Annotated in this window: 23 protein-coding genes; 10 read left to right on the top strand and 13 right to left on the bottom strand. The window is 69.4% G+C overall.

The genetic code is table 11. The features are described from left to right. Positions 1-46 precede the first annotated feature (46 nt). A complete protein-coding gene (locus tag GGR88_RS11385) occupies positions 47-448 on the top strand; it encodes an Mpo1-like protein (RefSeq protein ID WP_167955062.1) in 402 nt (133 codons plus the stop codon). Beyond that, entirely contained in the window at positions 396-1,451 is a 1,056-nt protein-coding gene (locus GGR88_RS11380) for an LLM class flavin-dependent oxidoreductase (protein WP_167955060.1), read from the top strand. Before GGR88_RS11385 ends, GGR88_RS11380 begins: the two co-directional genes overlap by 53 nt. Here GGR88_RS11380 and GGR88_RS11375 read toward each other — a convergent pair. Both GGR88_RS11375 and motA read right to left on the bottom strand, forming a co-directional pair. Then, positions 1,358-2,410 (bottom strand): flagellar motor protein MotB, encoded by a 1,053-nt coding sequence (locus GGR88_RS11375; protein WP_167955058.1) that lies wholly within the window; start codon positions 2,408-2,410, stop codon positions 1,358-1,360. The genes GGR88_RS11380 and GGR88_RS11375 overlap by 94 nt on opposite strands. Positions 2,411-2,414: 4 nt before the next feature. After that, complete coding sequence (motA, locus tag GGR88_RS11370) at positions 2,415-3,278, bottom strand: flagellar motor stator protein MotA (RefSeq protein ID WP_167955056.1); 864 nt, start codon at positions 3,276-3,278, stop codon at positions 2,415-2,417. 229 nt (positions 3,279-3,507) lie between these two features. Here motA and GGR88_RS11365 point away from each other — a divergent pair, with 229 nt between their 5' ends. Continuing rightward, positions 3,508-5,595 (top strand): prolyl oligopeptidase family serine peptidase, encoded by a 2,088-nt coding sequence (locus GGR88_RS11365; RefSeq protein WP_167955054.1) that lies wholly within the window; start codon positions 3,508-3,510, stop codon positions 5,593-5,595. On the opposite strand, the gene GGR88_RS11360 is transcribed toward GGR88_RS11365, so the two are convergent. The 11 genes from GGR88_RS11360 to GGR88_RS11310 form a co-directional block, all read right to left on the bottom strand. Then, positions 5,592-6,533: a flagellin N-terminal helical domain-containing protein gene (locus GGR88_RS11360; protein WP_167955052.1), complete on the bottom strand. Its 942-nt coding sequence runs from the start codon at positions 6,531-6,533 to the stop codon at positions 5,592-5,594. The genes GGR88_RS11365 and GGR88_RS11360 overlap by 4 nt on opposite strands. Beyond that, complete coding sequence (locus GGR88_RS11355) at positions 6,533-8,143, bottom strand: flagellar hook-associated protein FlgK (protein ID WP_167955050.1); 1,611 nt, start codon at positions 8,141-8,143, stop codon at positions 6,533-6,535. The genes GGR88_RS11360 and GGR88_RS11355 overlap by 1 nt, the downstream gene beginning before the upstream one ends. Continuing rightward, positions 8,140-8,469, bottom strand: a complete 330-nt coding sequence (locus tag GGR88_RS11350) for a rod-binding protein (protein WP_342449788.1) — start codon at positions 8,467-8,469, stop codon at positions 8,140-8,142. Before GGR88_RS11350 ends, GGR88_RS11355 begins: the two co-directional genes overlap by 4 nt. Beyond that, positions 8,466-9,560, bottom strand: coding sequence for a flagellar basal body P-ring protein FlgI (locus GGR88_RS11345; RefSeq protein WP_167955048.1), 1,095 nt, complete (start codon positions 9,558-9,560; stop codon positions 8,466-8,468). Before GGR88_RS11345 ends, GGR88_RS11350 begins: the two co-directional genes overlap by 4 nt. 10 nt (positions 9,561-9,570) lie before the next feature. Further along, on the bottom strand, positions 9,571-10,260 hold the full coding sequence (locus GGR88_RS11340; RefSeq protein WP_425338492.1) for a flagellar basal body L-ring protein FlgH: 690 nt from the start codon (positions 10,258-10,260) through the stop codon (positions 9,571-9,573). Between the two features lie 77 nt (positions 10,261-10,337). Then, on the bottom strand, positions 10,338-11,126 hold the full coding sequence (gene flgG, locus GGR88_RS11335) for a flagellar basal-body rod protein FlgG (protein WP_167955046.1): 789 nt from the start codon (positions 11,124-11,126) through the stop codon (positions 10,338-10,340). A 12-nt stretch (positions 11,127-11,138) separates the two neighbouring features. Then, a complete protein-coding gene (gene flgF / locus GGR88_RS11330; RefSeq protein ID WP_167955044.1) occupies positions 11,139-11,882 on the bottom strand; it encodes a flagellar basal-body rod protein FlgF in 744 nt (247 codons plus the stop codon). Positions 11,883-11,905: 23 nt separating this feature from the next. Next, positions 11,906-13,186: a flagellar hook protein FlgE gene (locus GGR88_RS11325; protein WP_167955041.1), complete on the bottom strand. Its 1,281-nt coding sequence runs from the start codon at positions 13,184-13,186 to the stop codon at positions 11,906-11,908. Positions 13,187-13,209: 23 nt separating this feature from the next. Next, positions 13,210-13,908: a flagellar hook assembly protein FlgD gene (locus GGR88_RS11320; RefSeq protein WP_342449787.1), complete on the bottom strand. Its 699-nt coding sequence runs from the start codon at positions 13,906-13,908 to the stop codon at positions 13,210-13,212. After that, on the bottom strand, positions 13,905-14,318 hold the full coding sequence (flgC, locus tag GGR88_RS11315) for a flagellar basal body rod protein FlgC (protein WP_167955039.1): 414 nt from the start codon (positions 14,316-14,318) through the stop codon (positions 13,905-13,907). Before flgC ends, GGR88_RS11320 begins: the two co-directional genes overlap by 4 nt. Beyond that, entirely contained in the window at positions 14,315-14,671 is a 357-nt protein-coding gene (locus GGR88_RS11310; protein WP_167955037.1) for a flagellar basal body rod protein FlgB, read from the bottom strand. Before GGR88_RS11310 ends, flgC begins: the two co-directional genes overlap by 4 nt. Before the next feature lie 263 nt (positions 14,672-14,934). Here GGR88_RS11310 and GGR88_RS11305 point away from each other — a divergent pair, with 263 nt between their 5' ends. From GGR88_RS11305 to flhA, 7 genes are all read left to right on the top strand, one after another. After that, complete coding sequence (locus GGR88_RS11305) at positions 14,935-15,618, top strand: motility protein A (protein ID WP_167955035.1); 684 nt, start codon at positions 14,935-14,937, stop codon at positions 15,616-15,618. Next, positions 15,615-16,079, top strand: a complete 465-nt coding sequence (locus tag GGR88_RS11300; protein ID WP_167955033.1) for a flagellar motor protein MotB — start codon at positions 15,615-15,617, stop codon at positions 16,077-16,079. The genes GGR88_RS11305 and GGR88_RS11300 overlap by 4 nt, the downstream gene beginning before the upstream one ends. A 3-nt stretch (positions 16,080-16,082) precedes the next feature. Then, a complete protein-coding gene (locus GGR88_RS11295) occupies positions 16,083-16,592 on the top strand; it encodes a flagella basal body P-ring formation protein FlgA (protein ID WP_167955031.1) in 510 nt (169 codons plus the stop codon). Between the two features lie 78 nt (positions 16,593-16,670). Further along, positions 16,671-16,979: a flagellar biosynthesis anti-sigma factor FlgM gene (flgM, locus tag GGR88_RS11290; RefSeq protein WP_167955029.1), complete on the top strand. Its 309-nt coding sequence runs from the start codon at positions 16,671-16,673 to the stop codon at positions 16,977-16,979. Further along, the gene (locus GGR88_RS11285) at positions 16,976-17,290 is read left to right on the top strand and encodes a flagellar protein FlgN (RefSeq protein ID WP_167955027.1); all 315 of its coding nucleotides are present in this window, start codon (positions 16,976-16,978) and stop codon (positions 17,288-17,290) included. Before flgM ends, GGR88_RS11285 begins: the two co-directional genes overlap by 4 nt. 78 nt (positions 17,291-17,368) lie before the next feature. Beyond that, on the top strand, positions 17,369-18,175 hold the full coding sequence (locus GGR88_RS11280) for a lytic transglycosylase domain-containing protein (protein ID WP_167955025.1): 807 nt from the start codon (positions 17,369-17,371) through the stop codon (positions 18,173-18,175). A 3-nt stretch (positions 18,176-18,178) separates the two neighbouring features. Next, positions 18,179-20,269 (top strand): flagellar biosynthesis protein FlhA, encoded by a 2,091-nt coding sequence (flhA, locus tag GGR88_RS11275; RefSeq protein ID WP_167955023.1) that lies wholly within the window; start codon positions 18,179-18,181, stop codon positions 20,267-20,269. Position 20,270 lies beyond the last annotated feature (1 nt).

The raw sequence follows: 20,270 nt of genomic DNA, 5'->3' as shown, positions 1-20,270 counted from the left end.
GTCCTTTCTCTTGCCAGCACCGCCATCCGGGCGCAGTCTGCCTCCGATGGACCGGCCCGGCAACTTCGACGCCTTCTGGCTCTTCTACCTGCGCGAACATGCCAGGCCGTCGACCCGCGCGCTCCACTATATCGGCACCACCCTGGTGTTCGTGGTCGCGGCCGTGGCGATCGCGACGCGCACATGGTGGCTGTTGTGGGCGATGCCGATCGCCGGATATTTCTTCGCGTGGGTTGCGCATTTCGCCGTCGAGAAGAACCGGCCGGCGACGTTCAAGCACCCGCTCTGGTCGCTGGTTGGCGACTTCCGCATGTATTTCCTGTGGGTGTCCGGCCGGTTGACGCCGCATCTCGCGCGCGCTGGCGTCGGCGGCGGCGGACCCCATATCGGTCCGCATGACCCTTCCTCTCTCGATCCTCGATCAGTCGCCGATCCCCGCCGCGGGTAACGCCGGCGACGCTGTCCGAAATTCCGTCGACCTCGCCGTGCGCGGGGAGCGGCTGGGCTTCAAGCGCATCTGGTTCGCCGAACATCACGCCTCGCCCGCGCTCGCCGGCGTCTCGCCGGAGGTGCTGATCGGCGCCGCCGCTCAGGCGACCGACCGGATCCGCCTCGGCTCCGGCGGAGTGATGCTGCCGCATTATTCGCCGTTCAAGGTTGCGGAGACCTTCTCGCTGCTCGCCGCCATGGCGCCCGACCGGATCGACCTGGGCCTCGGCCGTGCGCCGGGCAGCGACCGGCGCACGGCCTATGCGCTTCAGCGCGATCGCAGCCGCGTCATCCAGGCGACCGACTTTCCCGACATGCTGGACGAGCTGATCGGCTATCTGGAAGGCACCATCGCGCCCGACCACGCCTTTGCGGCGCTGGCTGAAACGCTTCCGGCGGGCGGCGGCACGGTGGCGCCCTGGTTGCTCGGCAGCTCGCCGGACAGCGCGCTGTGGGCGGCCGAACGCGGGCTTCCTTATTGCATCGCCGACTTCATCAACTCCGATGCGGCGCCGCTCGCCAATCTCTACCGGCGCAACTTCCGGCCCTCCGCGCGGCTGGCGGAGCCGAAGCTGGTCGTCGCCGCCTGGGCGATCGCTGCGGAGAACAAGGAGGCGGCACAGCACCTCGCCAATCCGTCGCGGATGATGTTCGCCGCGCTGTTCCAGGGGCGGCTGATCCCGGTGCCGTCCTTTGCCGAAGCGGCCGACTGGGCGCTCGCCAACCCGCCGGCGGAGCGGCGTCGCCGCTCGATCCTCGGCAGCGGTGACGAGGTGCGGGCGGAGATCGAGCTCTTGGCAGCCGAATATGACGCGGACGAGGTGATGCTGGTCAACATCCTGCCCGAACACGCCCCGCGCGTGGACAGCTACGATCGGGTCGCGCGCGCGTTCGGCCTGTCGTCGGCGGACAGCTCCGCCGGCCGCGGCGGCAGCGAGATGCGCGGGGCCGTCGCCGCCTGACGCGGTGCCGTGCCCGCGCGCGGCGCCGGCTCGCGGCCACCGGCCATCCGCGGCCGCTGCCCGCTGCGGTAAAGCAGCGTGATCGACACGCGGCGGTTGCGCGGATCGAGCGAGTCTTCCGGCACGAAGGGTTCGCGGTCGGCGACGCCTTCGATCCGGTCGAACCGCATGTCGCCGATCCCGCCGGACGCAAGCCGCCGCCGCGTGGCTTCCGCCCGCCCGCTCGACAGCATCCAGTTGTTCATGCGCAGCGGATCGCCATAGGGCATGCTGTCCGTGTGCCCGCGGATGGTGGCCTGGTTGGGCAGCGGGCGGATCGACCGTGCGATCTCGTCCACCAGCCGCGCCGCTTCCGGGCGCAGCGCGGTGGTGCCCGATGCGAACATCGAAAAGTCGGCGTCGTCGATCAGGTCGATCTGCAGGCCGTCGCGCGTCGGGGTGTAGCGGACGTTCTTTTCCAGGCGCCGGATCTGCACGTCCTGCTTGATGCGCCGGGTGAGTTCGGCGCGCAGCGCCTCGAACGCGCGTTGCTGGCTCGCCGTCTCCTCGGCCGATCGGATCGCTCCGTCGGGGCCGGCGCCCACCTCGATGCCGCCGGTGGCCGTGACCGGAACCGTCAGCGCGCGTGTGCCGGTCTGGCCCTTTGCATGCGGGTAATTCTCCGCATCGATCAGCGATGATCCACCCAACAGGCCGTTCGACCCGGCGGAGTTCTGCTTGAACTCGATCAGCGTGGGCGCGAAATAATCGGCGATGCCCTTGCGCGCCTTCTCGTCGGTCGCGCCCAGCAGCCACATCAGCAGGAAGAACGCCATCATCGCCGTCACGAAATCGGCATAGGCGACCTTCCACGCACCGCCATGATGCCCGCCATGGCCATCGCCGACGATCTTCTTGACGATGATGATCTTGGGCGGCTCGTTATGTCCGGCCTTCGCCGGCGCCGCGGACTTCGCCATGGCGTCAGCGGCCCCGCATTCCGTCGAACACCTCGGCAAAGCTCGGCTGGTTGACGTGCGCGATGCCGGACCGCGCCGCCTCGATGACCAGCGGCTGCGGATGGCCGTGCAGCGATGCGATGATGATCTGCTTCACCGTGTGGTAGATGGCGGCGTCCGCATCGATCACGGCCTTCAGCCGCGTCGCGAGCGGGCCCACGATGCCATAGGCGAGCAGCACGCCCAGGAAGGTGCCGACCAGCGCGGACCCGATCATGCCGCCCAGGATGGCCGGCGGCTGGTCGATCGATCCCATCGTCTTCACCACGCCCAGCACGGCCGCGACGATGCCGAGTGCGGGGAGCGCGTCGGCCAGGGTCTGCAGGTTGTCCGCCGGCCCCATCGCCTCGTGGTGGTGGGTCTTCAGCGAATTGTCGACGACCTCCTCGACCGCGTGCACGTCCAGGTTGCCAGACGACACCACCACCAGCCGCAGCGTGTCGCAGATCAGGTGGATCAGCGTCTTGTCCTTCAGGAGCCGCGGATATTCGGCGAAAACGCTCGACGAGTTCGGATCCTCGACATGCGGCTCCAGCGCGACGGGACCGTCGGTGCGCAGCATCTTCATCAGCCGTGACACCAGGAACATCACGTCCAGGAAGTCCTGCTTCTTGTAGGACGGTCCCTTGAACGCCTTGACGAACCCGCCGCCCAGCGCCTTCAGCTGCTTGCCCGAATTGCCGATGATCAGCGCGCCCACCGCTGCGCCGCCGATGATCAGCATCTCGTGCGGCAGCGCGTGCATGACGGGGCCCAGCGCGCCGCCGGTGATGGCGAAGCCGCCGAACACCATCAGCAGGAGGACAACAAGGCCGATCGCTGGAAACATGGGAAAGAAGGGCCCTCGGAATGCCTGAGAAGGGCATCCATGCCCCGAACATCCTTAAGAACGGCTACCATCCCGCGCGCTTGACCCGCTTTTCGTGGTGAACGGCATGGAAACCATGCTGTCCAATCCGCCGGCGCGTCCTTTTGCTACCGGACATGCGGATCCGCCGACGCGGGATCGGCTGGGCTGTCCGGGGGGAAGTCTGATGCGATCAATGTTTTGCGCCGTGATGCTTGCGTCCACCGCCGCTGCATGGGCGCAGCCCGCGCCCTTCTATCCGCCGGCGCCCGCCGAACCCTTTTCTGAGGAGGTGTTCGGCCACCGGGTCGACGATCCCTATCGCTGGATGGAGGATCCGGCGCGCGCGGCGGACATGCGCGCGTGGCTTGCCACCGCCAGCGACGCAACCGTGCGGCGGCTGCGCGCCCTGCCGGAGCGGGAGCGGTTCGCGACGCTGCTGCGCGATGCCACGCAGGCGGGGGTCGGCTATTCGCGCGTGCAATCCGCCGGCGGGCGGCTGTTCTACATGCGCCGCGATCCGGGCGCGCGCGTGCCAAAGCTGGTGGTGCGCGACGGCACGGGCCCTGAGCGGGTGCTGCTCGATCCGGGCGCCGGCACCGCGGCGACCCGCACGGTGGACAGCTTCGCGCCGTCTCCCGACGGGCGCGCCGTCGCCCTCCTCGTCAGCGAAGGCGGTGCGGAGCTTGGCCGCTTCCAGTTCATGGATGTGGAGACGGGGCAGGTGACCGGCCAGCTTTCCGGCCGCACCTTCGGAGATTTCGAACTCACCTGGCTCGGCTCCGACCTTGTCACCTACACGCAGGCGACCGCGCCAGAGACGCCGGGCGCCGATCCGCTTCTGAACACGCAGGCGACGCTGGTCCGCCTGGGCGGCGCGGCGCCGGTCGAGCGTATTCTGCTCGGCACGCAGGCGACGGGCGGCCCAACCTTTCAGCCGCAGGAATTCCCCGCCATCCTCGGCGATGCCGACAGCCCGGTCGTGTTCGGCTTCGCCTTCGGCGCCCGCGCGGACGCGCGCATGTGGTTCACCACGCGCGATAAGTTGCTCGCCGGCCGGCCGGACTGGGTACCCGTCGCCGACTATGCCGATCAGCTCCAGGACGCAGACGTCGCGGGCGACCAGCTCTACTACATCTCCACCCGCGACGCCTCGAACGGCGCGCTGTATCGCCGCAGCCTTGCGGGCAGGCGGCTCGGTCCGGCGCAGATGGTGCTGCCGGGCGGCGACCTTGCGCTCAGCAGTCTCGTCGCCACGGCTGACGGCCTCTACCTGGTCGGCACGCGCGACGGCGTCTCGCACCTCCTGTTCATGCCGCCGGGCGAACAGCCGCGTGAGGTGGCGCTGCCGTTCGAAAGCGAGCTGGACGGGCTGAAGCGCGACACGGACGGCCGGTCCGTGGTGTTCGGCCTGCGCGGCTGGACCAATGCGCAGGCGAGCTTCCGGGCGACGGGCGGCCAGCTCCAATCGCTCGGCCTCGACTCGGCGATGTGGGCGCCTGCGCGCGCCTTCCGCACCCGTAGGGAGGAGGCGATCAGCCGCGACGGCACGCGCGTGCCGCTGGTGATCCTCAGCCGCCCGGACCCCGCCGGCCCCGTGCCGACCATCCTGGAAGGCTATGGCAGCTACGGCGTCCTCACCACCTCGCCTTTCTATTCGCCCTTCTTCGCGCCCTGGGTCGAGCGCGGCGGCGCCTTTGCCTTTTGCGGCACGCGCGGCGGGGGCGAGCGCGGCCGCGCCTGGCACGAGGCCGGCCGCGCCGCCAACAAGCACAATGCCCATGACGATCTCGCCGCCTGTGCCGAGCGGATCCAGACGCTGGGGATCGCGACCCCCGCCACCACGATCGTCACCGGGACGAGCGCGGGCGGCCTGCTCGCGCCATCAACGGCGATCGAGCATCCGGAGCTGTTCGCCGGCCTTGTTCCGCGCGTCGCGGTGCTGAACGCCACCCGCCTCGGCGCCGCGCCCAACGGCCCCAACCAGTTCGGGGAAATGGGCGATCCGCGAACCCGCGACGGCTATGAAGGGTTGATGACGCAGGACGCGTACCTGCAGCTGGCCGATGCCGCCCGCATGCCGCCGACGCTGGTCACCGTCGGCCTCAACGACACGCGCGTGGTGCCGTGGATGGGCGCGAAGTTCGCCGCGCGCGCGGCCAGCCGCTTCGGGGCGGATCAGGTGCTGGTGCGCGCCGATGCCGATCAGGGGCATGGCATCGGGTCGGCTACCGACACGCAGGTGGCCGAGTTTGCCGATGTCTATGCCTGGGCGTGGGACCGCGCGACCCCGCGCTAGCGGATATAGTCGAACAGGCTCAGCTGGCTGACCTTGGTGAAGCTCGCCTGCGCGGCCTGCAGGATCAGCATGGTCTGCTGAAGCTCGGCGATCGACTGCTGCAGGTCGGCGCCGGTCAGCGCCTTGGCCTCGCTCGTCCGCTCGGCCGCCAGGTCCTCGATCCGGCCCTGCTCCACCTGCAGCCGTGCCCCGCGCGCGCCGATCGACGCACGCGCGCCCGCCAGCCGGTCGGTGATCGCGCCCAGCCCGTCCAGGCCGTCCGTCATTGCGGTGCGGCGATCAGCCTCGGGCAGGGCGTCGTTTTCCAGCACGGCGACGAGGTCGCCCAGCACCTTGAACATGTCGCGCGGGTCGCCGTTCGCGTCCGTGTCGATCGCGCCGAACAGCCGCTGCCCGCTGTCGGCCGCCGCGATGCTGCTGCTGTCGCCGATCGGCAGCGGTGCCGGCTCGCCCGCCCCGGCATAGCTGATCGTGCCGTCCGCCGCCCGCGTGTAGGCCGGGCCGTCCGCGGCGCCGCCGAACAGCGGGGCACCGCGCGCGTCCGACAGGTTCGCGGTGGCATAGATGTCGTCGACGATCGCCCGCAGCTCGGTCGCGATCGCGCGCCGGTCGACCGGCGTCAGCGTCTCGGACGCGCCGCGGATCGCCAGCTCGCGCGCGCGCTGCACGTTGATCTCCATGGTGGAGAGCGCGGCGTCCGACTGGTCGAGCAGCGAGGAGGCGAGCTTCACGTTCGCCAGATACTGGCCGTCGTCCGCCGCCAGCCGCTCCAGCATCGCGGCCCGGCTCGATGCCACCGGGTCGACGGACGGCGCGGTCACCCGCACGCCGGTCGCGATCTCGGTGTTCAGCCGGTCGGCCTTGGCCTGCAGCCCCGTCAGCTGCTGGGTGGAGCGCTGGAAGAAATGCGCGGTGCCGGACTTGATGGACACGGTCATCAGCGCGTCGCCTGCAGGATCGAATCGAACATCTCGCGCGCCACCTGGATCACCCGGCTCGACGCCGAATAGGCCTGCTGGAACCGCAACAGCTCCACCGCTTCCGTGTCGAGGTTGACGCCGCTGATCGCATCGCGGGCGGACACGGCGCCGTCGCGGATGGCGACCTGCGCCTCGGCGATGGTGCGCTTGGCGGCAAGCTGGCTGGCGTTGCCCGTCACCAGCGCGGCAAAGCTGCGCTCCGGCCCGTCGGCCGTGCGCAGCGTCGCAAGACCGGCCAGGTTGCTGTTGTCGCGGCTGGCCGCACCCGTCGCGCGAACGGTGAAGCTGTCGCCGTCCTGCGGGCTTCCCGCCAATGTCACCGTCATGCCGGCGATTGTCGTGGGCGCACCCGCGACCAGCGTGGTGCGCGCGATCTCCACATCGGTGACAGGGTCGCGCGCCACCAGATCGCTGCCGTCGACGGCCAGGCGCACGGGCGGGGCCGCCGGTGTCCCGGCATTGGGGTCGACCGCGGCGGACAGCACGCCGCTGCCGCGATTGGTCGCGCCGCTCGCCACCGTGAAGGGGCCGGCGGCCGCGATCGCGCGCCCGCTGGTGGCGAGCATGGCAAGCCCCGCCGCGCCGCCCGTCGCGTCGAACAGGTCGGTGCCGACCGCGCCGTCCTGATCGATGCCGGCGGCCTGCACGGCGTTCACGCCGTCGGCGAACGCGGTCGCTACCCGGTCCACTTCGCTCCGCGCCTGCGCCGTTCGGACGGAAGCCTCGGCCAGGCCTGCCAGCGCGCCCGATCCGATCGCCACCGTCTCGCGCTGCCCGTCCCGGTGCAGGAAGAAGCTCATGCGCCCGTCGGCGGCGATGTCGATGGTGACCGATCCGGCGCCCTTGCTGTCGACCAGCGTCGGTCCGCCCGGTCCGCCCATCGCCACCGTGGCCGCGCCCGTGTCGGCGATCGTCACGTCGATCTTGGCGATCTGCGCCATCTGGTCGAGCAGCGCGTCGCGCTGGTCCAGCAGCTGCGCCTGTCCGTTGCTGCCCGGCCGTGCACGCACGATGCCGGCGTTCAGCTCGGCCAGGCCCTTGGCGAGGCGCGAAAACTCACCGGCCGTCGTGGTCGCGGCCAGCGACACGTCGCCGGCGACCTGCCCCAGCCCTTCGGCCGTCGATCGGAATGCGGATGCGGCGCCCGCGGCGGCCTCCAGCATCGCCGCGCGCGGGCCCGCGCCCGTCGGGTCGGCCGCCAGCGCGGTCGCGCTGTTGAAGAAGCCGGTCAGCGCGGTGGTGATCCCGCCCTTGTCCAGGCTCGTCTCGATGCGCTGCAGAAAAGGGATCGCGGTCTCGGTGCCGGCCGCATCGGCGCTGCCGCGGCGCACCTCGGCCGCGCGGAACTGGTCCCACGCGCGCGACACGCCGGTCGCGCTCACGCCGCCCAGGATGGTGCGGTCGATCTCCGTCAGGAAACCGGGCTTGCCGGCCGCCGCCTCCTTCAGGACCACGTCGCGGCGGACATAGCCCGCGGTGCCGGCATTGGCGATGTTCTCGCCGACGACGCCCAGCGCCGTCTGATAGGCGCGAACGCCGCTGGCACCGATGGAGAGAATATCGCTCATTCAGGCGTCCCAAGCTCCGGCCGGTTCTGCGACAGAAACTCCGTCATCGCCCGTCCGATTCCCAATGGCATATGCACGGCCATGGTTTCGGAAGTTTTAGTGTCCTGCATGTCGCGGAACTGATCCAGCGCCTGGCTGTCGAACAGATCGTCGCCCAGCTTGGCCTTGCGCATCGACGACAGCATCATGCTGACGAACAGCGCTTCGAACCGTTGGCCCGCTTCCTCCAGGTTCTCCGCCGTCGCGACCCGGCTGTCGTCCGGCGCCGCCGTCGACAGTCTTGCGATCGGCGGCAGCGTGGAGGCTGCGGGCGCGATCTGCGTCACAGGATCACCAGCTCGGCACTCAGCGCACCGGCCTGCTTCAATGCCTCCAGGATCGCCACCAGGTCCGCGGGCGTGGCGCCGATCTGGTTCACCGCGTCGACGATGTCGGACAGGCGCGGGCCGGGATCGAGCACGAACATCGGGTTGCGCTGCTCCTCGACGGACACGGCGCTGCTCTCCTCAGTCGCCGTCTGCCCGTTGGCGAACGGGCGCGGCTGCACCACGCGCGGGCTTTCGTCGACACGCACGGTCAGGCGCCCGTGGGTGACCGCGGCCGGGCCGACCCGCACGGCGGAATTGATGACGACGGTGCCGGTGCGCGCATTCACGATCACGCGGGCAGGGGCCTCGGCGACCTGCACCTCCAGGTTCTCGATCTCGCCGACCAGCACGGACCGCACATCCTGTCCGGGCGCTGCCTGGATGAAGATCGACGATGCATCGACGGCGCGTGCCGTGCCGGCGCCCAGCCGGGCGTTGATCGCACCGGCGACGCGGCCGGCGGTGGTGAAGTCGGCGCGCGAAAGGTTGAAGGTCAGGCCCGGTGTCTCGCCAAAGCCGGTGGCGACCTCGCGCTCCACGCTTGCGCCTTCCGGGATGCGGCCGGTGGACGGCACGTTGACGATCACGCGGCTGCCGTCGGCGCCTTCCGCGCCCAGCCCGCCCACCGCCAGCGATCCCTGCGCCATGGCATAGATCTGGCCGTCCGCACCCTGCAGCGGCGTCATGATCAGGCTGCCGCCGCGAAGCGACTTCGCCCGTCCGATCGCAGACACGGTCACGTCGACGCGCTGCCCGGGCTTGGCGAAGGCGGGCAGCTCCGCCGTGACCATCACGGCTGCGGCGTTCTTCAGCGCCGGGTTCACGCCCTGCGGCAGGGTGAGGCCGAACCGGGCGGCGGTGCCGCGCATGGAGGCGACCGTATATTCCAGGTTGTCGTCGCCCGTGCCCGCCAGGCCGACGACGATGCCGTACCCGACCAGCTGGTTCGATCGGATGCCCTGGAACTGGCCCAGGTCCTTGATGCGCTCGGCATGCGCCGGCGCCACGATCAGCAGGATCGCCGAGACGATGGTGAGAAGGCGGATCATGCCGGACACCTCAGAACGGGCTCACGAAGGAGAAGAAGCGCTGCAGCCAGCCCGGTCGCGACGACCGGTGGAAATCGCCGCGCCCGGCATAGGAGATGCGCGCATCCGCCACGCGGGTGGACAGGACGCGGTTCTCGGCATCCACATCGACGAAGCGGACGATGCCGGCGATCCGCACCCATTCCTCGCCGCGGTTGAGCTCCAGCTGCTTCTGCCCCGACACCAGCATGGTGCCGTTGGGGTAGATCTCCTGCACGGTGACGCTGACCTCGCCCGACAGGCGGTTGGACTGGCTTGCCTGCCCGCCGCCGTTGAAGCCCTGGCTTCCGCTCGCACGGACATCGCTCGGCGCGAACAGCGACAGGGGGCCGGTCGCCGGCGGCGTCAGGCCGATATTGCCCTCGCGGTCGGTCTGCGAATCGACGTCCTTGCTCGCGCTGGTGCGCTCCACCAGCAGGATGGTCAGCGGATCGCCCACGCTGCGCGCCCGGTTGCCCAGGTAGAGCGGGGCATAGCCGTTCGCCGCCTGGAAGATCGATCCGTTGGCGACCGGCGCCGGTGCGGCGACCGGCGGGCGCGCGGGCGCCCACTCGGCATCGCGCCGCCGCTCCCCGGCCTGCGCGGGCGCGGCGATGGTGAGCGCTAGCGCCACGCCAAACAGCCGCTCGACACGACCGAAATCGCGCACAACCTGCACGATTTCGAACAATTTCAGTGCAGATCGGGGGCGCCGGAAAGCGGCGGCGGAAGCGGGGACGGTAACCATGGCGATCACCATCACAGATTCTGGTTAACGTATTGTAGCATCTCGTCGGTGGCGGAGATCATCTTGGAATTGACCTCGTACGCGCGCTGCGTCTCGATCATGTCGACCAGTTCCTCGACGACGTTGACGTTCGATCCCTCCAGCATGCCCTGCCGGATGTTGCCGCGCCCTTCGAGGCCCGCGGCGCCCAGCGCCGCCGGTCCGCTGCCCGCCGTCTCCGTCAGGTAGTTGCCGCCGACCGACTGCAGCCCCGCCGGGTTGGCGAAGGTCGCGATCTGGATCTGGCCCAGCTCGGTGGCTTCGGTCTGCCCCGGGATGGTCGCGGACACGGTGCCGTCCATGCCGATGGTGATGCTGGTCGCCTCGGGCGGAATGGTGATGCCGGGCATCACCTGATAGCCCTCGGCCGTCACCATCATGCCCTCGGCCGTCTTCGAAAAATTGCCGGCGCGGGTGTAGCCCAGCTGGCCGCCTGGCATCTGGATCTGGAAATATCCGCCGCCGTCGACCGCCAGGTCGAGCGCGGCGTCCGTGGTCTGCAGCGATCCTTGCGTCTCGATCCGCGCGGTTCCCGCCACGCGCACGCCGGTGCCCAGGTTCAATCCGGTTGCGAAACGACTTTCGGACGTCGACGGCGCACCGCTGGCAGTGACAACTTGGTAGGCAAGCGTCTCGAACGCGGCCCGGTCGCGCTTGAACCCCGTGGTGTTCACGTTGGCCAGGTTGTTCGAGATCACCCGCATCCGGGTGTCCTGCGCGTCCAGCCCGGTGCGGGCGATGTGCATCGCGGCAGTGGTCATGTCGTGGTCCTCTTATCCCGGCAGGCGCATCAGGGACGCGCCGCCTTCGTCCATTTCCTTGGCGGTGGTCAGCAGCTTGGCCGACACCTCGTAGCTGCGCTGGTTCTCGATCATGTCGACCAGCGTCTGCGTCATGTTGACGTTCGATCCCTCCAGCGCGCCGGACGTCAGCGTCGCGTCCATGTCCTGCGGCAGCGTGCCGCCGGCCCGCACCTTCAGGAGGTTGTCGAGACCCTTCACCGTGTCGGTGCCGCGCGGGTTGACCAGCTTCAGCCGCCCCACCGTCTGCGGCTGGTCGGCGGTGCCGCCGATCGGCACGGCCAGCACCGACCCGTCCGCCGCGATTGACACGCTGGCCGACGGCGGAATGGTGATCGGGCCGCTCTCGCCAAGCACGATGTTGCCTTCGCCCGTCTCAAGCACGCCCGACGGATTGATCGTCAGGTCGCCGCGACGGGTATAGGCTTCGCTGCCGTCGGCCGCCTGCACGGCCAGCCAGGCATCGCCGTTGATCGCGACGTCCAGCTGCCGTCCGGTCTGCTGCACGGTGCCGGCGCGCCGTTCGGCGTCCAGCACCTCTTCCGATGTCGGCGCGCGGGTCTGGAAGGTGGGGCCGACCAGGGACAGCCGCTCGAACGCGACGCGATCCGCCTTGAACCCGGTCGTCGACACGTTCGCCATGTTGTTGGCGATCGCGGCCTGCGCGGCCATGTGCCCGCGCAGACCCGAATAGGCGGTGTAGACGACGCGATCCATCGGTGCGGCCCCTTACGATCCGATCAGCGGATGTTGATGATCGTCTGCGACAGCGTGTTGGCCGTCTCGATCGCCTTGGCGTTCGCCTGGAAATTGCGCTGGGCGACGATCAGGTCGACCAGCTCCTCGGTCAGGTCGACGTTGGCGCGCTCCAGCGCACCGGCCTGGATCGAGCCGAAATCGCCGGCGCCGGCCTCGCCCAGGCGCGGATTTCCGGACAGGCCGGTCACCGTCCAGTGCGCGTTGCCGGTCTGCTTCAGGCCGGACGGGTTGGAAAAGGCGGCCATCATCACCTTGCCCAGCGCCTGGGTGGTGCCGTTGGTGAAGCTGGCGGAAACGACGCCCTTGGCATCGACGGTCACGCCTTCCAGCTGACCGACCGGATAGCCGTCCTGCGACCCGGACAGGATCTGGAACACGCCCGCGCGCTGCGTGGTGTCGTTGCCGAAGTCCTGCGAGATGATCTGCGGCCCCGCCGACGACGGCGTGAACTGCTCATAGGTGATGGCCGTGGTCGGCGACGTCAGCGAGCCGCTCGTATCGAAATTCAGCACCAGCGGATCGGTTTGGCCGGTCGGCATGATCTCGGTGTCGCCGACGAAGGTGTGCACCGTCCACTGCGGCGTGGGGGTGGCCTGCGTCTTCACATAATAGTTGGTCATGGTGACCGGCGAGCCGAGCGAGTCGTAGATCGTGGTCGTCGACGACTGGTTGTACGTCTTGTTGTCGAAGCGGTCGAAGACGTACGGATTGTTGGCGTCGTAGATCGGGCGCGACGGCAGCACGTCGTCGGCGGCCGGCAGGTTTAGCGCCAGCGTCACCGCTTCGGTGCCCTTGGGGCTGCCCGACGTCAGCGGCAGCTGCAGGTTGCGTGCGCTGTCGATGCCGGTCGCGACCACGGTGCCCGATCCGTCCACCGGATAGATCTGGAGGTTCGCGCCCGTCGAATCGACGACGTACCGGTCGGCATTGACCGTGAAGCTGCCGTTGCGGGTGAACGACACCTGCGAGCTGGTCAGCGACGGCTTCACGACGAAGAAGCCTTCGCCGGTGATCGCCATGTCGAGGCCGTTGGCCGACTGCTGCGTGGCACCTTGGCTGAACTGCTGGCGCACGTTCTTAACCGCGGTGCCGGAACCGATCAGCTGCGTCGGCGACAGAGTCGGCGCGGTTGAGATGATGTCACCGAACTCGATGCGGCTCTTTTTGAAGCCCGTCGAACCGACGTTCGCGACGTTGTTCGAGATGACGGCAAGGTCCTTGGTGGCGCCCTGCAGGCCGGTCAGCGAGGTATAGAAGGACATGTGTTACGCTCCTGAAAAGGGGTTCAGCCGACCTGGCGGACGGCGCTGAGGGCGATGTCGCCGAGACCGGCGACGGAAAGCTTGGGTGACTGGCCGGTTTCGACGCGAACGGATGTGACCGGCGCCCAGACGAGCGGCTTCACCTCGGTCGCGCCATCGGCGCGCTGGGCCACGACCCGGACCTTGAAGGGCCCGCCGGTGACGGCATTGCCGCCGTCGTCCTTTCCGTCCCAATGGACGTCGGCCGTGCCGGCGGCCTGCTGGCCGAGCTGAAGGGTTCGAACGGGGGCGCCGCTCGCGTCGGTGATGCTGACGAGCAGGCCGTTTGCCGACCGATCGAGCGGCACCTGAAGATCGATTGAGCCGTCCTGACCAGGATAGGCCGTGTTGCCCTCCACCTGCACCGTACGCCCGACATAGGACATGGCGGCCGCATTCTCGCTCGTTCCCATACGGTCGGCGAGCGCCTTCAGGCTCTGGTTCATTTCCGCGATGCCTGACACCTGGCTCATCTGCGCCATCTGCGCGACCATCTCGGTGTTCTCGACGGGCTTGAATGGATCCTGGTTCTTCAGCTGCGTGGTCATAAGCTTCAGGAAGGCGGACTGATCCAGCGTGTCGGAAGACTTCGCCGCGGCGGCGGTGCTGGCACCGGGGCGGGTGACGCCGAGCTTCGACATCACATTGTCGAAGTTGCTGGTGGCGGCGGTGACGGCGGTCACTGGCCGAGCCTCAGCGTTTCGGCGATCAGAGACTTCGCGGTCTGCAGCACCTCCACGTTGTTCTGGTAGTGGCGGGCGCTTTCCATCATGTCGACGAGCTCGGCCGTCTCGTCGACCGCATTCTCGTAGACGAAGCCTTCTGCGTCGGCGAGCGGATGCGACGGATCGTGGCGGCGGGTAGGCTCCGCACCTGCGGTCATCACCCGCTGCACGTCCACCGTGGAAAGGCCGGACGCCTGATCGTAGCTCGTCTTGAACACGGGGCGCATCGAACGATACGCGCCCTCGGCCGTGCCCGACACGCCGCCGGCATTGGCGAGGTTGGAGGCCGTCGCGTTCAGCCGCACGAGCTGCGCCGACATGGCGCGCCCCGCGACCCCGAAGATGTTCATCGGCTGCGTCATCGTCATTCTCCCCGAAGCGCGCGCGTGAGGGTGGAGATGCGGCCGTTCAGGAACGACAGCGTCGTCTGGTAGGCGACCGCATTCTCCGCGAAGGCCGTCTGTTCGGTCGCGAGTTCGACGGTGTTGCCGTCGAGCGAAGGCTGCAGCGGCACACGGAACTTGGTGGCGCTGGTGCCGGCCGCGTCGACAGACCCGCCGGGCCCCTCGGCCGCGGCCAGCGCCGCCTGGAAGTCGATGTCGCGTGCCTTGTACCCGGGCGTCGCCGCATTCGCGATGTTCGACGCGAGCATGCCCAGCCGCTGGCCCCGCAAGGCCAGCGCCCGTCCATGCACACCGAACAGATCATCACCGAACGACATCGCTCACCTTCCACGAGCTTTTGGTCCGGTCGGTAATCAGCAAAGCCCGTGCCAACTGGTTCCGGCAGGATGCTCATCCGGTTCTTCCCGCTGGCGGGAGGCTCGTTCAAAAGCTTCGTCGGCGCAGCACAGGATCGATCGGCCGGCAGCGCAGCCGGCAACGCCCGGCAAGATTCTGCCGCCGGCCGGCAAGCGGGGGCGCCGGCTCTGCTGTTGCTCCACCCCGCTTCGCGACTGGCCCGCCTCTTGCTCCAAGGTCGCGCATGACCGTGCACAGCATCCCGCTCTCAAGCTGGCCGACCTTCGTCGACCCGCTCGCCATCGCCATCGTGGTGGGGGGCACGGCGCTGGCAACGCTGCTGCGCGGGCCGGCAGCCGATGCGCTTGCCGCGGTGCGCGCGCTCCCGCGTCTCGGCCGGCGCGGCTTCGATGCCGAGCGCCTGCGGGCGGAAATCGCGCGCACCGAGCGCGTGGCGGTCACGCGCGGGCTGCTCAACGTCGATGCGGACGGCATTGCCGACCGATGCATCGCCGATGTCGTGCGTGCAGTGGTCGACGGCGCCGGGCCGGATCAGGTCACGCGCCTGATCGATGATCAGGACCACGCCCGCGACACCCGTCACCGCGTGATCCATGCCGTGTGGATGGCGGCGGCGGAGGCTGCACCGGCCATGGGCATGATCGGCACCTTGGTCGGTCTGGTGCGCATGTTCAGCCGGATGGACGATCCCACGGCGATCGGCGGCGCGATGGCCGTGGCGTTGCTGACGACGCTCTATGGCGCGATCCTCGCCAATCTGGTTGCCGCCCCGATCGCGGCGCGCCTGGCACGGCTTTCCACACAGGAGGCGGCCGCTCGCAATGCCGTCAGGCCAGCTCTGATCGACTTCGCACGACGGTTCGCCCCGGTGCCGATCGTCGTGAAGCGTCCACGGACCGCGGCATGACGCCGACGCGCCCGCTCTGGCTGATGACGCTTGCCGATCTCGCGCTGCTGCTGCTCGGCTTCATGATCCTTGTGCATTCGGTCGGGCAGGGACCGTCTGGAAAGGATGCGATCGGTGATGGGATCCGCGAAGCGTTTGGCGGCGCACCGGCGCCCGCCACGGAGATTCCGCTCGACGTGAACGGCCTTGCCGGCTTCGCGCCGGGGGACGCGTCGCTGCCGATCGATCCCACCCCGCTTCTGGACTGGGCGGCCGAGGCGACCCGAGACCCGCGCAGCCGGCTCGTCATCACCGGCGAAGCCGATCCGACTGAAGGACTGGCGCTCGCCGCCCGGCGCGCCGCTGCGATGGCCGACGCCATCCAGGCGGACGGCCGCGTCGCGGCCGATCGGCTTCGCCTCGATACCCGACTGTCGCCGGCCAGGCGCCAGGTCACCTTGTCTGTTTCCTTCGGAGAATAAGCGATGATCGCATCCTTCCTGCTGGCGGCGGCCGCAGCGCCGACCTTCACCGACACCGCGGCGCTTGATGCCGCCGCCGCGGCCTTTGCGGGTGCGCCGGTCGGGGCGGAGGGTGGGCCGCTGGCACCCATCGACGCACGCTTGCGGCTGACACCTTGTTCTGCTGATCCGACGCTCAGCTGGCGCAGCGCGCGCCGCGACGCCATCGTGATCCAGTGTCCCGATCCGGCTGGCTGGCGGCTCTACGTGGCCGTCAGGATGGCGGCCGCTGCGCCAGCGCCAGCGCCAGCGCCGGGGATCGCCATACCGGCAGCCCGGCCGGACCCGGTCATCCGGCGCGGCGATCCCGTCAGTATCGTGGCCGAACAGGCGGGCTTCTCCGTCAGCACCGACGGTGTCGCCATTGCCGATGCCGCGCCCGGTGCCCGCATTCAGGTGCGGGTGGAAGGGCGCCGCAATCCGGTACAGGCGGTCGCTGTTGCGCCCGGCCGCGCAACGATCCCGGGCCGCTGAAAAGAATCTTTTAAAGCTTCCCGTCCGGCGGCCGTTTTCTCGTTCGAAGCCCAGCGTTGAACGGAAAGGAGACGGGCGGTGGTTGATCCAATCAGTTTGCGGTCCGGCTTTGCCGTTGAACGCCGGTCATCGGTGAAGGACGCGGTTGACGCCGTGGCGGCCGCCGCCCAGCCGAAGTCGGCGACGACGCAGTCGCAGGTTGCGGCGACCGGTGCCCGGGCGCTTGCCCGTGAGATGTCGGTGAAGCCACCCGTCGACCATGAGCGGGTGCAGCAGATCAAGCGTGCGATCGCGGAAGGTCGCTTCCCGATCGTGCCGGCCCGCATCGCCGACCGGCTGATCGCGGCGCAGATGGAGTGGGTGCGCAGTGACGAGCAGGCCGGATGACGAGTAGGGTGGAGGCACTCCGGGCGCTGGTGGCGGTGCTGGAGGACGAGGTCGCCGCGCTGAAGCGCTTCGACGTCGATGCGCTCGCCCAGGCAACCGAGGCCAAGTCGGCCGGCTGCAGCCAGGTCGCCGGTGCTTGGGGCGACGAGCCGATCACGGACGAGGTCCGGATGCTCGCCGAACAGGCCGCGCGCCTCAACGAGACCAGCCGCATCTACGTCAACCTGATGAGTGCCAATGTCCGTCGTCGCCTTGATGCGCTGACCGGAACGCAGGCGCCTCTCTACCGGCCACAGGCCGCGGTCGCCTGATCCTCCGCCGACGTCCTTAACCATCTGGCACGCACCTTGCTGTGACGATCTCGAACAGGGACGTTGCAGAGGGTAGCGATGACGGTCGGCAGCATTGCCACGGGAACGACACGGGTCGAGGCGGCCATTCAGCTGGCGAGCCAGCGCACCGGCGTCGACTTCGGCTATCTTCTGGGCCAGGCCCGGGTCGAAAGCGGCCTGCGCCCCGATGCGCGTGCGTCCACCTCCAGCGCGTCCGGCCTGTTCCAGTTCGTCGATCAGAGCTGGCTCGGCGTCGTCAAGCAGCACGGGGCCGTTCATGGTCTCGGCTGGGCGGCCGGCGCCATCCGGCAGGGTGCGAACGGGCGCTTTTCGGTCGATCCTACCCTGCGCCAGGCGGTGATGAACCTGCGCAACGACGCCACGGCGGCCTCGCTGATGGCGGGCGCGCACGCCGCCGACAACAAGGCCGCGCTTGAAGGCCATCTCGGCCGCGAGGTGGGTGGCACCGACCTCTACATGGCCCATTTCCTGGGGCTGGGCGGGGCCAAGCGCTTCCTCACCCGCATGGCGGACGCACCCGGTCAGTCGGCCGCGGCGCTGTTCCCGGCGGCCGCCGCCGCCAACCGCAACGTTTTCTACACGCCGGCCGGTCAGCCGCGCAGCCTCGCCCAGGTCTATGATCGCTTCGCCGAGAAGATCGGCGGGGCCGGGGCAGGCGCGGCAAGCGTGCCGGCGGCAACCGGCAATGCTTTGCCGGCCATTGCCGATGTTCTGCCGGCCGAGTTCACCTCCACCCTGCAGCAGCTGGGCGCCAGCGCGGGCATGGACGCGGAAGCGCTGATGCGCCCGCGCCCCGACAATGCACGCCTCGCCTACATGATGCTCGCGAGCATGGGGGCCTGATCGATGGCAACGCTCGCACTCACCCCCGCCGCTGCCGGACGCGGCGCCCGCCTGGCGGCGCTGCCCGCGGGCATCCTGCTGCTCGTGCTTCTGATGGTCGTGCCGATCCCGGCGATGCTGCTCGACGTGTTCTTCGTGGCCAACATCATGGTGTCGATCGCCGTGCTGATGGTGGCGCTGAACGCGGAAAAGCCGCTCGACTTCTCGGCCTTCCCGACCGTGCTGCTGCTCACCACGCTGTTCCGCCTCGCGCTGAACGTCGCGTCGACCCGCGTCGTGCTGGTGCATGGGCACGAGGGCGGGGCGGCTGCCGGCCATGTGATTGAGGCGTTCGGCACCTTCATCATCGGCGGCGACTATGTCGTCGGCCTGCTGGTGTTCGCGATCCTTGTCATCATCAACATGGTGGTGATCACCAAGGGCGCCGGCCGCGTGTCGGAGGTGTCCGCGCGCTTCACGCTCGATGCATTGCCCGGCAAGCAGATGGCGATCGATGCGGACCTGAACGCGGGGCTGATGACGCCAGCGGAGGCGAAGGCCCGCCGCGTCGAGGTCGCGACGGAAGCCGACTTCTACGGCGCGATGGATGGTTCGTCGAAGTTCGTGAAGGGTGATGCCGTCGCCGCGCTGCTCATCCTCGGCGTCAACATCGTCGGCGGCCTCATCCTCGGCGTGGCGAGCCACGGCCTCGGCATCGCTGACGCCGCCCGCACCTACATCATGCTCGCGGTCGGCGACGCGCTGGTGGCGCAGGTCCCCGGGCTGCTGCTGTCGATCGCCGCCGCCGCGATCGTCACCCGCGTCAGCCACGCCAAGGACCTGTCCGGGCAGATCGGGTCGCAGTTCGCATCGCCGCGCACCTGGACGCCCGTCGCCGGCATTCTCGCGCTGCTCGGCATCCTGCCCGGCATGCCGCACATGATCCTGCTTCCCGCCGCGGCGCTCGCGGGCTTCGTCGCCTGGCGGCTGCACAAGGCACCCGCCCCCGTCGCCGCGCCGATCGAGGCGGAGGCAGACGCCGCGCCCGTCGATCCCAGCCGCATCGACTGGGCCGACGTGTCCGACCACATGCAGGTCAATCTTGAGATCGGCTACGGCCTGGTGCCTCTGGTGGACGAGCGTGTCGGCGCGCCGCTGATGGCGCGGATCACCGGGGTGCGACGCCAACTGTCGAAGGAACTTGGCTTCATCGTGCCGCAGGTGCGCGTGCGCGACGAGATCAACCTCGCCCCCTACGCCTACCGCATCGTCGTGTCGGGCGTGTGCCTGGGCGAGGACAGCGTCTCGCCCGACGAGATGCTCGCGCTCGACACCGGCGGCGCGGTCGGCACCCTGTTCGGAAAGGCCTGCAAGGATCCGACATTCGGGCTTCCCGCCACCTGGATCGCCAGCGCAGACGCCGATGCCGCCACCGCGCAGGGTTTCGTGGTGGTCGACGCCGGCACCGTCATTGCCACCCACCTCAACCATGTGCTCGGCCAGAACGCCGCCGACCTGCTCGGCCCGGACGAGGTGCAGGGGCTGCTTGACGGGCTGAAGGAAAAGGCGGCGTCGCTGATCGCCGCACTCTGCCCGCAGCCGCTCACCATCACTTGCCTCACCGAGGTGCTCCGCGCGCTCCTGGCGGAGAACATTCCGCTGAAGGAATTCCGTCGCATCGCGTCGGCGATCACCGTGGCGGCGCAGCGCACCCATGATCCGGTTGAGCTGGTGGAGGCGATCCGCCCCACCCTCGGTCCGCTCATCATCGCGCGGCTGTGCGGCCATCATGAGCCGCTGCGCGTGATGACCCTCGATGGCGGGCTGGAGGCGATCCTTGGGCAGGCGGTGCGGTCGGACCCGGCGCGCGCCAACACGATTGAGCCCGACCTCGGTCGTCGCATCGTCGATGCCCTGGGCCACGCCGCGGGTCCGCTCATCGCCGCGGGCAAGCCCTTCGCATTGGTCGTCCAGCCGACGATCCGCCCGGCCATCCGCAAGCTTGTCCGCGTGGCGCTGCCCGATACGCCGGTGATGAGCTTCTACGAAGTCCCCGACAGCAAGGCGGTCGAGGTCGTCGCCGTGATCGGCGCGCCCGAGCAGCTCGCCGCATGAC

The sequence above is a fragment of the Sphingomonas jejuensis genome, assembly GCF_011927695.1.
Lineage (GTDB): Bacteria > Pseudomonadota > Alphaproteobacteria > Sphingomonadales > Sphingomonadaceae > Sphingomonas_K > Sphingomonas_K jejuensis.
The sequence above is the reverse complement of the archived record's forward strand: the minus strand, read 5'-3'. Positions and strand labels throughout refer to the sequence as shown.

What these genes read in the sequence shown, in the direction of transcription:
- GGR88_RS11360 (WP_167955052.1), bottom strand. Translation starts at nt 6,533, where the DNA reads ATGACCGTGTCCATCAAGTCCGGCACCGCGCATTTCTTCCAGCGCTCC.
- GGR88_RS11285 (WP_167955027.1), top strand. Translation starts at nt 16,976, where the DNA reads ATGACGAGTAGGGTGGAGGCACTCCGGGCGCTGGTGGCGGTGCTGGAG.
- GGR88_RS11365 (WP_167955054.1), top strand. Translation starts at nt 3,508, where the DNA reads ATGCTTGCGTCCACCGCCGCTGCATGGGCGCAGCCCGCGCCCTTCTAT.
- GGR88_RS11375 (WP_167955058.1), bottom strand. Translation starts at nt 2,410, where the DNA reads ATGGCGAAGTCCGCGGCGCCGGCGAAGGCCGGACATAACGAGCCGCCC.
- GGR88_RS11345 (WP_167955048.1), bottom strand. Translation starts at nt 9,560, where the DNA reads ATGATCCGCCTTCTCACCATCGTCTCGGCGATCCTGCTGATCGTGGCG.
- flgG (WP_167955046.1), bottom strand. Translation starts at nt 11,126, where the DNA reads ATGACCACTGCCGCGATGCACATCGCCCGCACCGGGCTGGACGCGCAG.
- GGR88_RS11355 (WP_167955050.1), bottom strand. Translation starts at nt 8,143, where the DNA reads ATGAGCGATATTCTCTCCATCGGTGCCAGCGGCGTTCGCGCCTATCAG.
- GGR88_RS11305 (WP_167955035.1), top strand. Translation starts at nt 14,935, where the DNA reads ATGACCGTGCACAGCATCCCGCTCTCAAGCTGGCCGACCTTCGTCGAC.
- GGR88_RS11325 (WP_167955041.1), bottom strand. Translation starts at nt 13,186, where the DNA reads ATGTCCTTCTATACCTCGCTGACCGGCCTGCAGGGCGCCACCAAGGAC.
- GGR88_RS11310 (WP_167955037.1), bottom strand. Translation starts at nt 14,671, where the DNA reads ATGTCGTTCGGTGATGATCTGTTCGGTGTGCATGGACGGGCGCTGGCC.
- flgC (WP_167955039.1), bottom strand. Translation starts at nt 14,318, where the DNA reads ATGACGATGACGCAGCCGATGAACATCTTCGGGGTCGCGGGGCGCGCC.
- motA (WP_167955056.1), bottom strand. Translation starts at nt 3,278, where the DNA reads ATGTTTCCAGCGATCGGCCTTGTTGTCCTCCTGCTGATGGTGTTCGGC.
- GGR88_RS11300 (WP_167955033.1), top strand. Translation starts at nt 15,615, where the DNA reads ATGACGCCGACGCGCCCGCTCTGGCTGATGACGCTTGCCGATCTCGCG.
- GGR88_RS11385 (WP_167955062.1), top strand. Translation starts at nt 47, where the DNA reads ATGGACCGGCCCGGCAACTTCGACGCCTTCTGGCTCTTCTACCTGCGC.
- GGR88_RS11280 (WP_167955025.1), top strand. Translation starts at nt 17,369, where the DNA reads ATGACGGTCGGCAGCATTGCCACGGGAACGACACGGGTCGAGGCGGCC.
- flhA (WP_167955023.1), top strand. Translation starts at nt 18,179, where the DNA reads ATGGCAACGCTCGCACTCACCCCCGCCGCTGCCGGACGCGGCGCCCGC.
- GGR88_RS11295 (WP_167955031.1), top strand. Translation starts at nt 16,083, where the DNA reads ATGATCGCATCCTTCCTGCTGGCGGCGGCCGCAGCGCCGACCTTCACC.
- flgF (WP_167955044.1), bottom strand. Translation starts at nt 11,882, where the DNA reads ATGGATCGCGTCGTCTACACCGCCTATTCGGGTCTGCGCGGGCACATG.
- GGR88_RS11380 (WP_167955060.1), top strand. Translation starts at nt 396, where the DNA reads ATGACCCTTCCTCTCTCGATCCTCGATCAGTCGCCGATCCCCGCCGCG.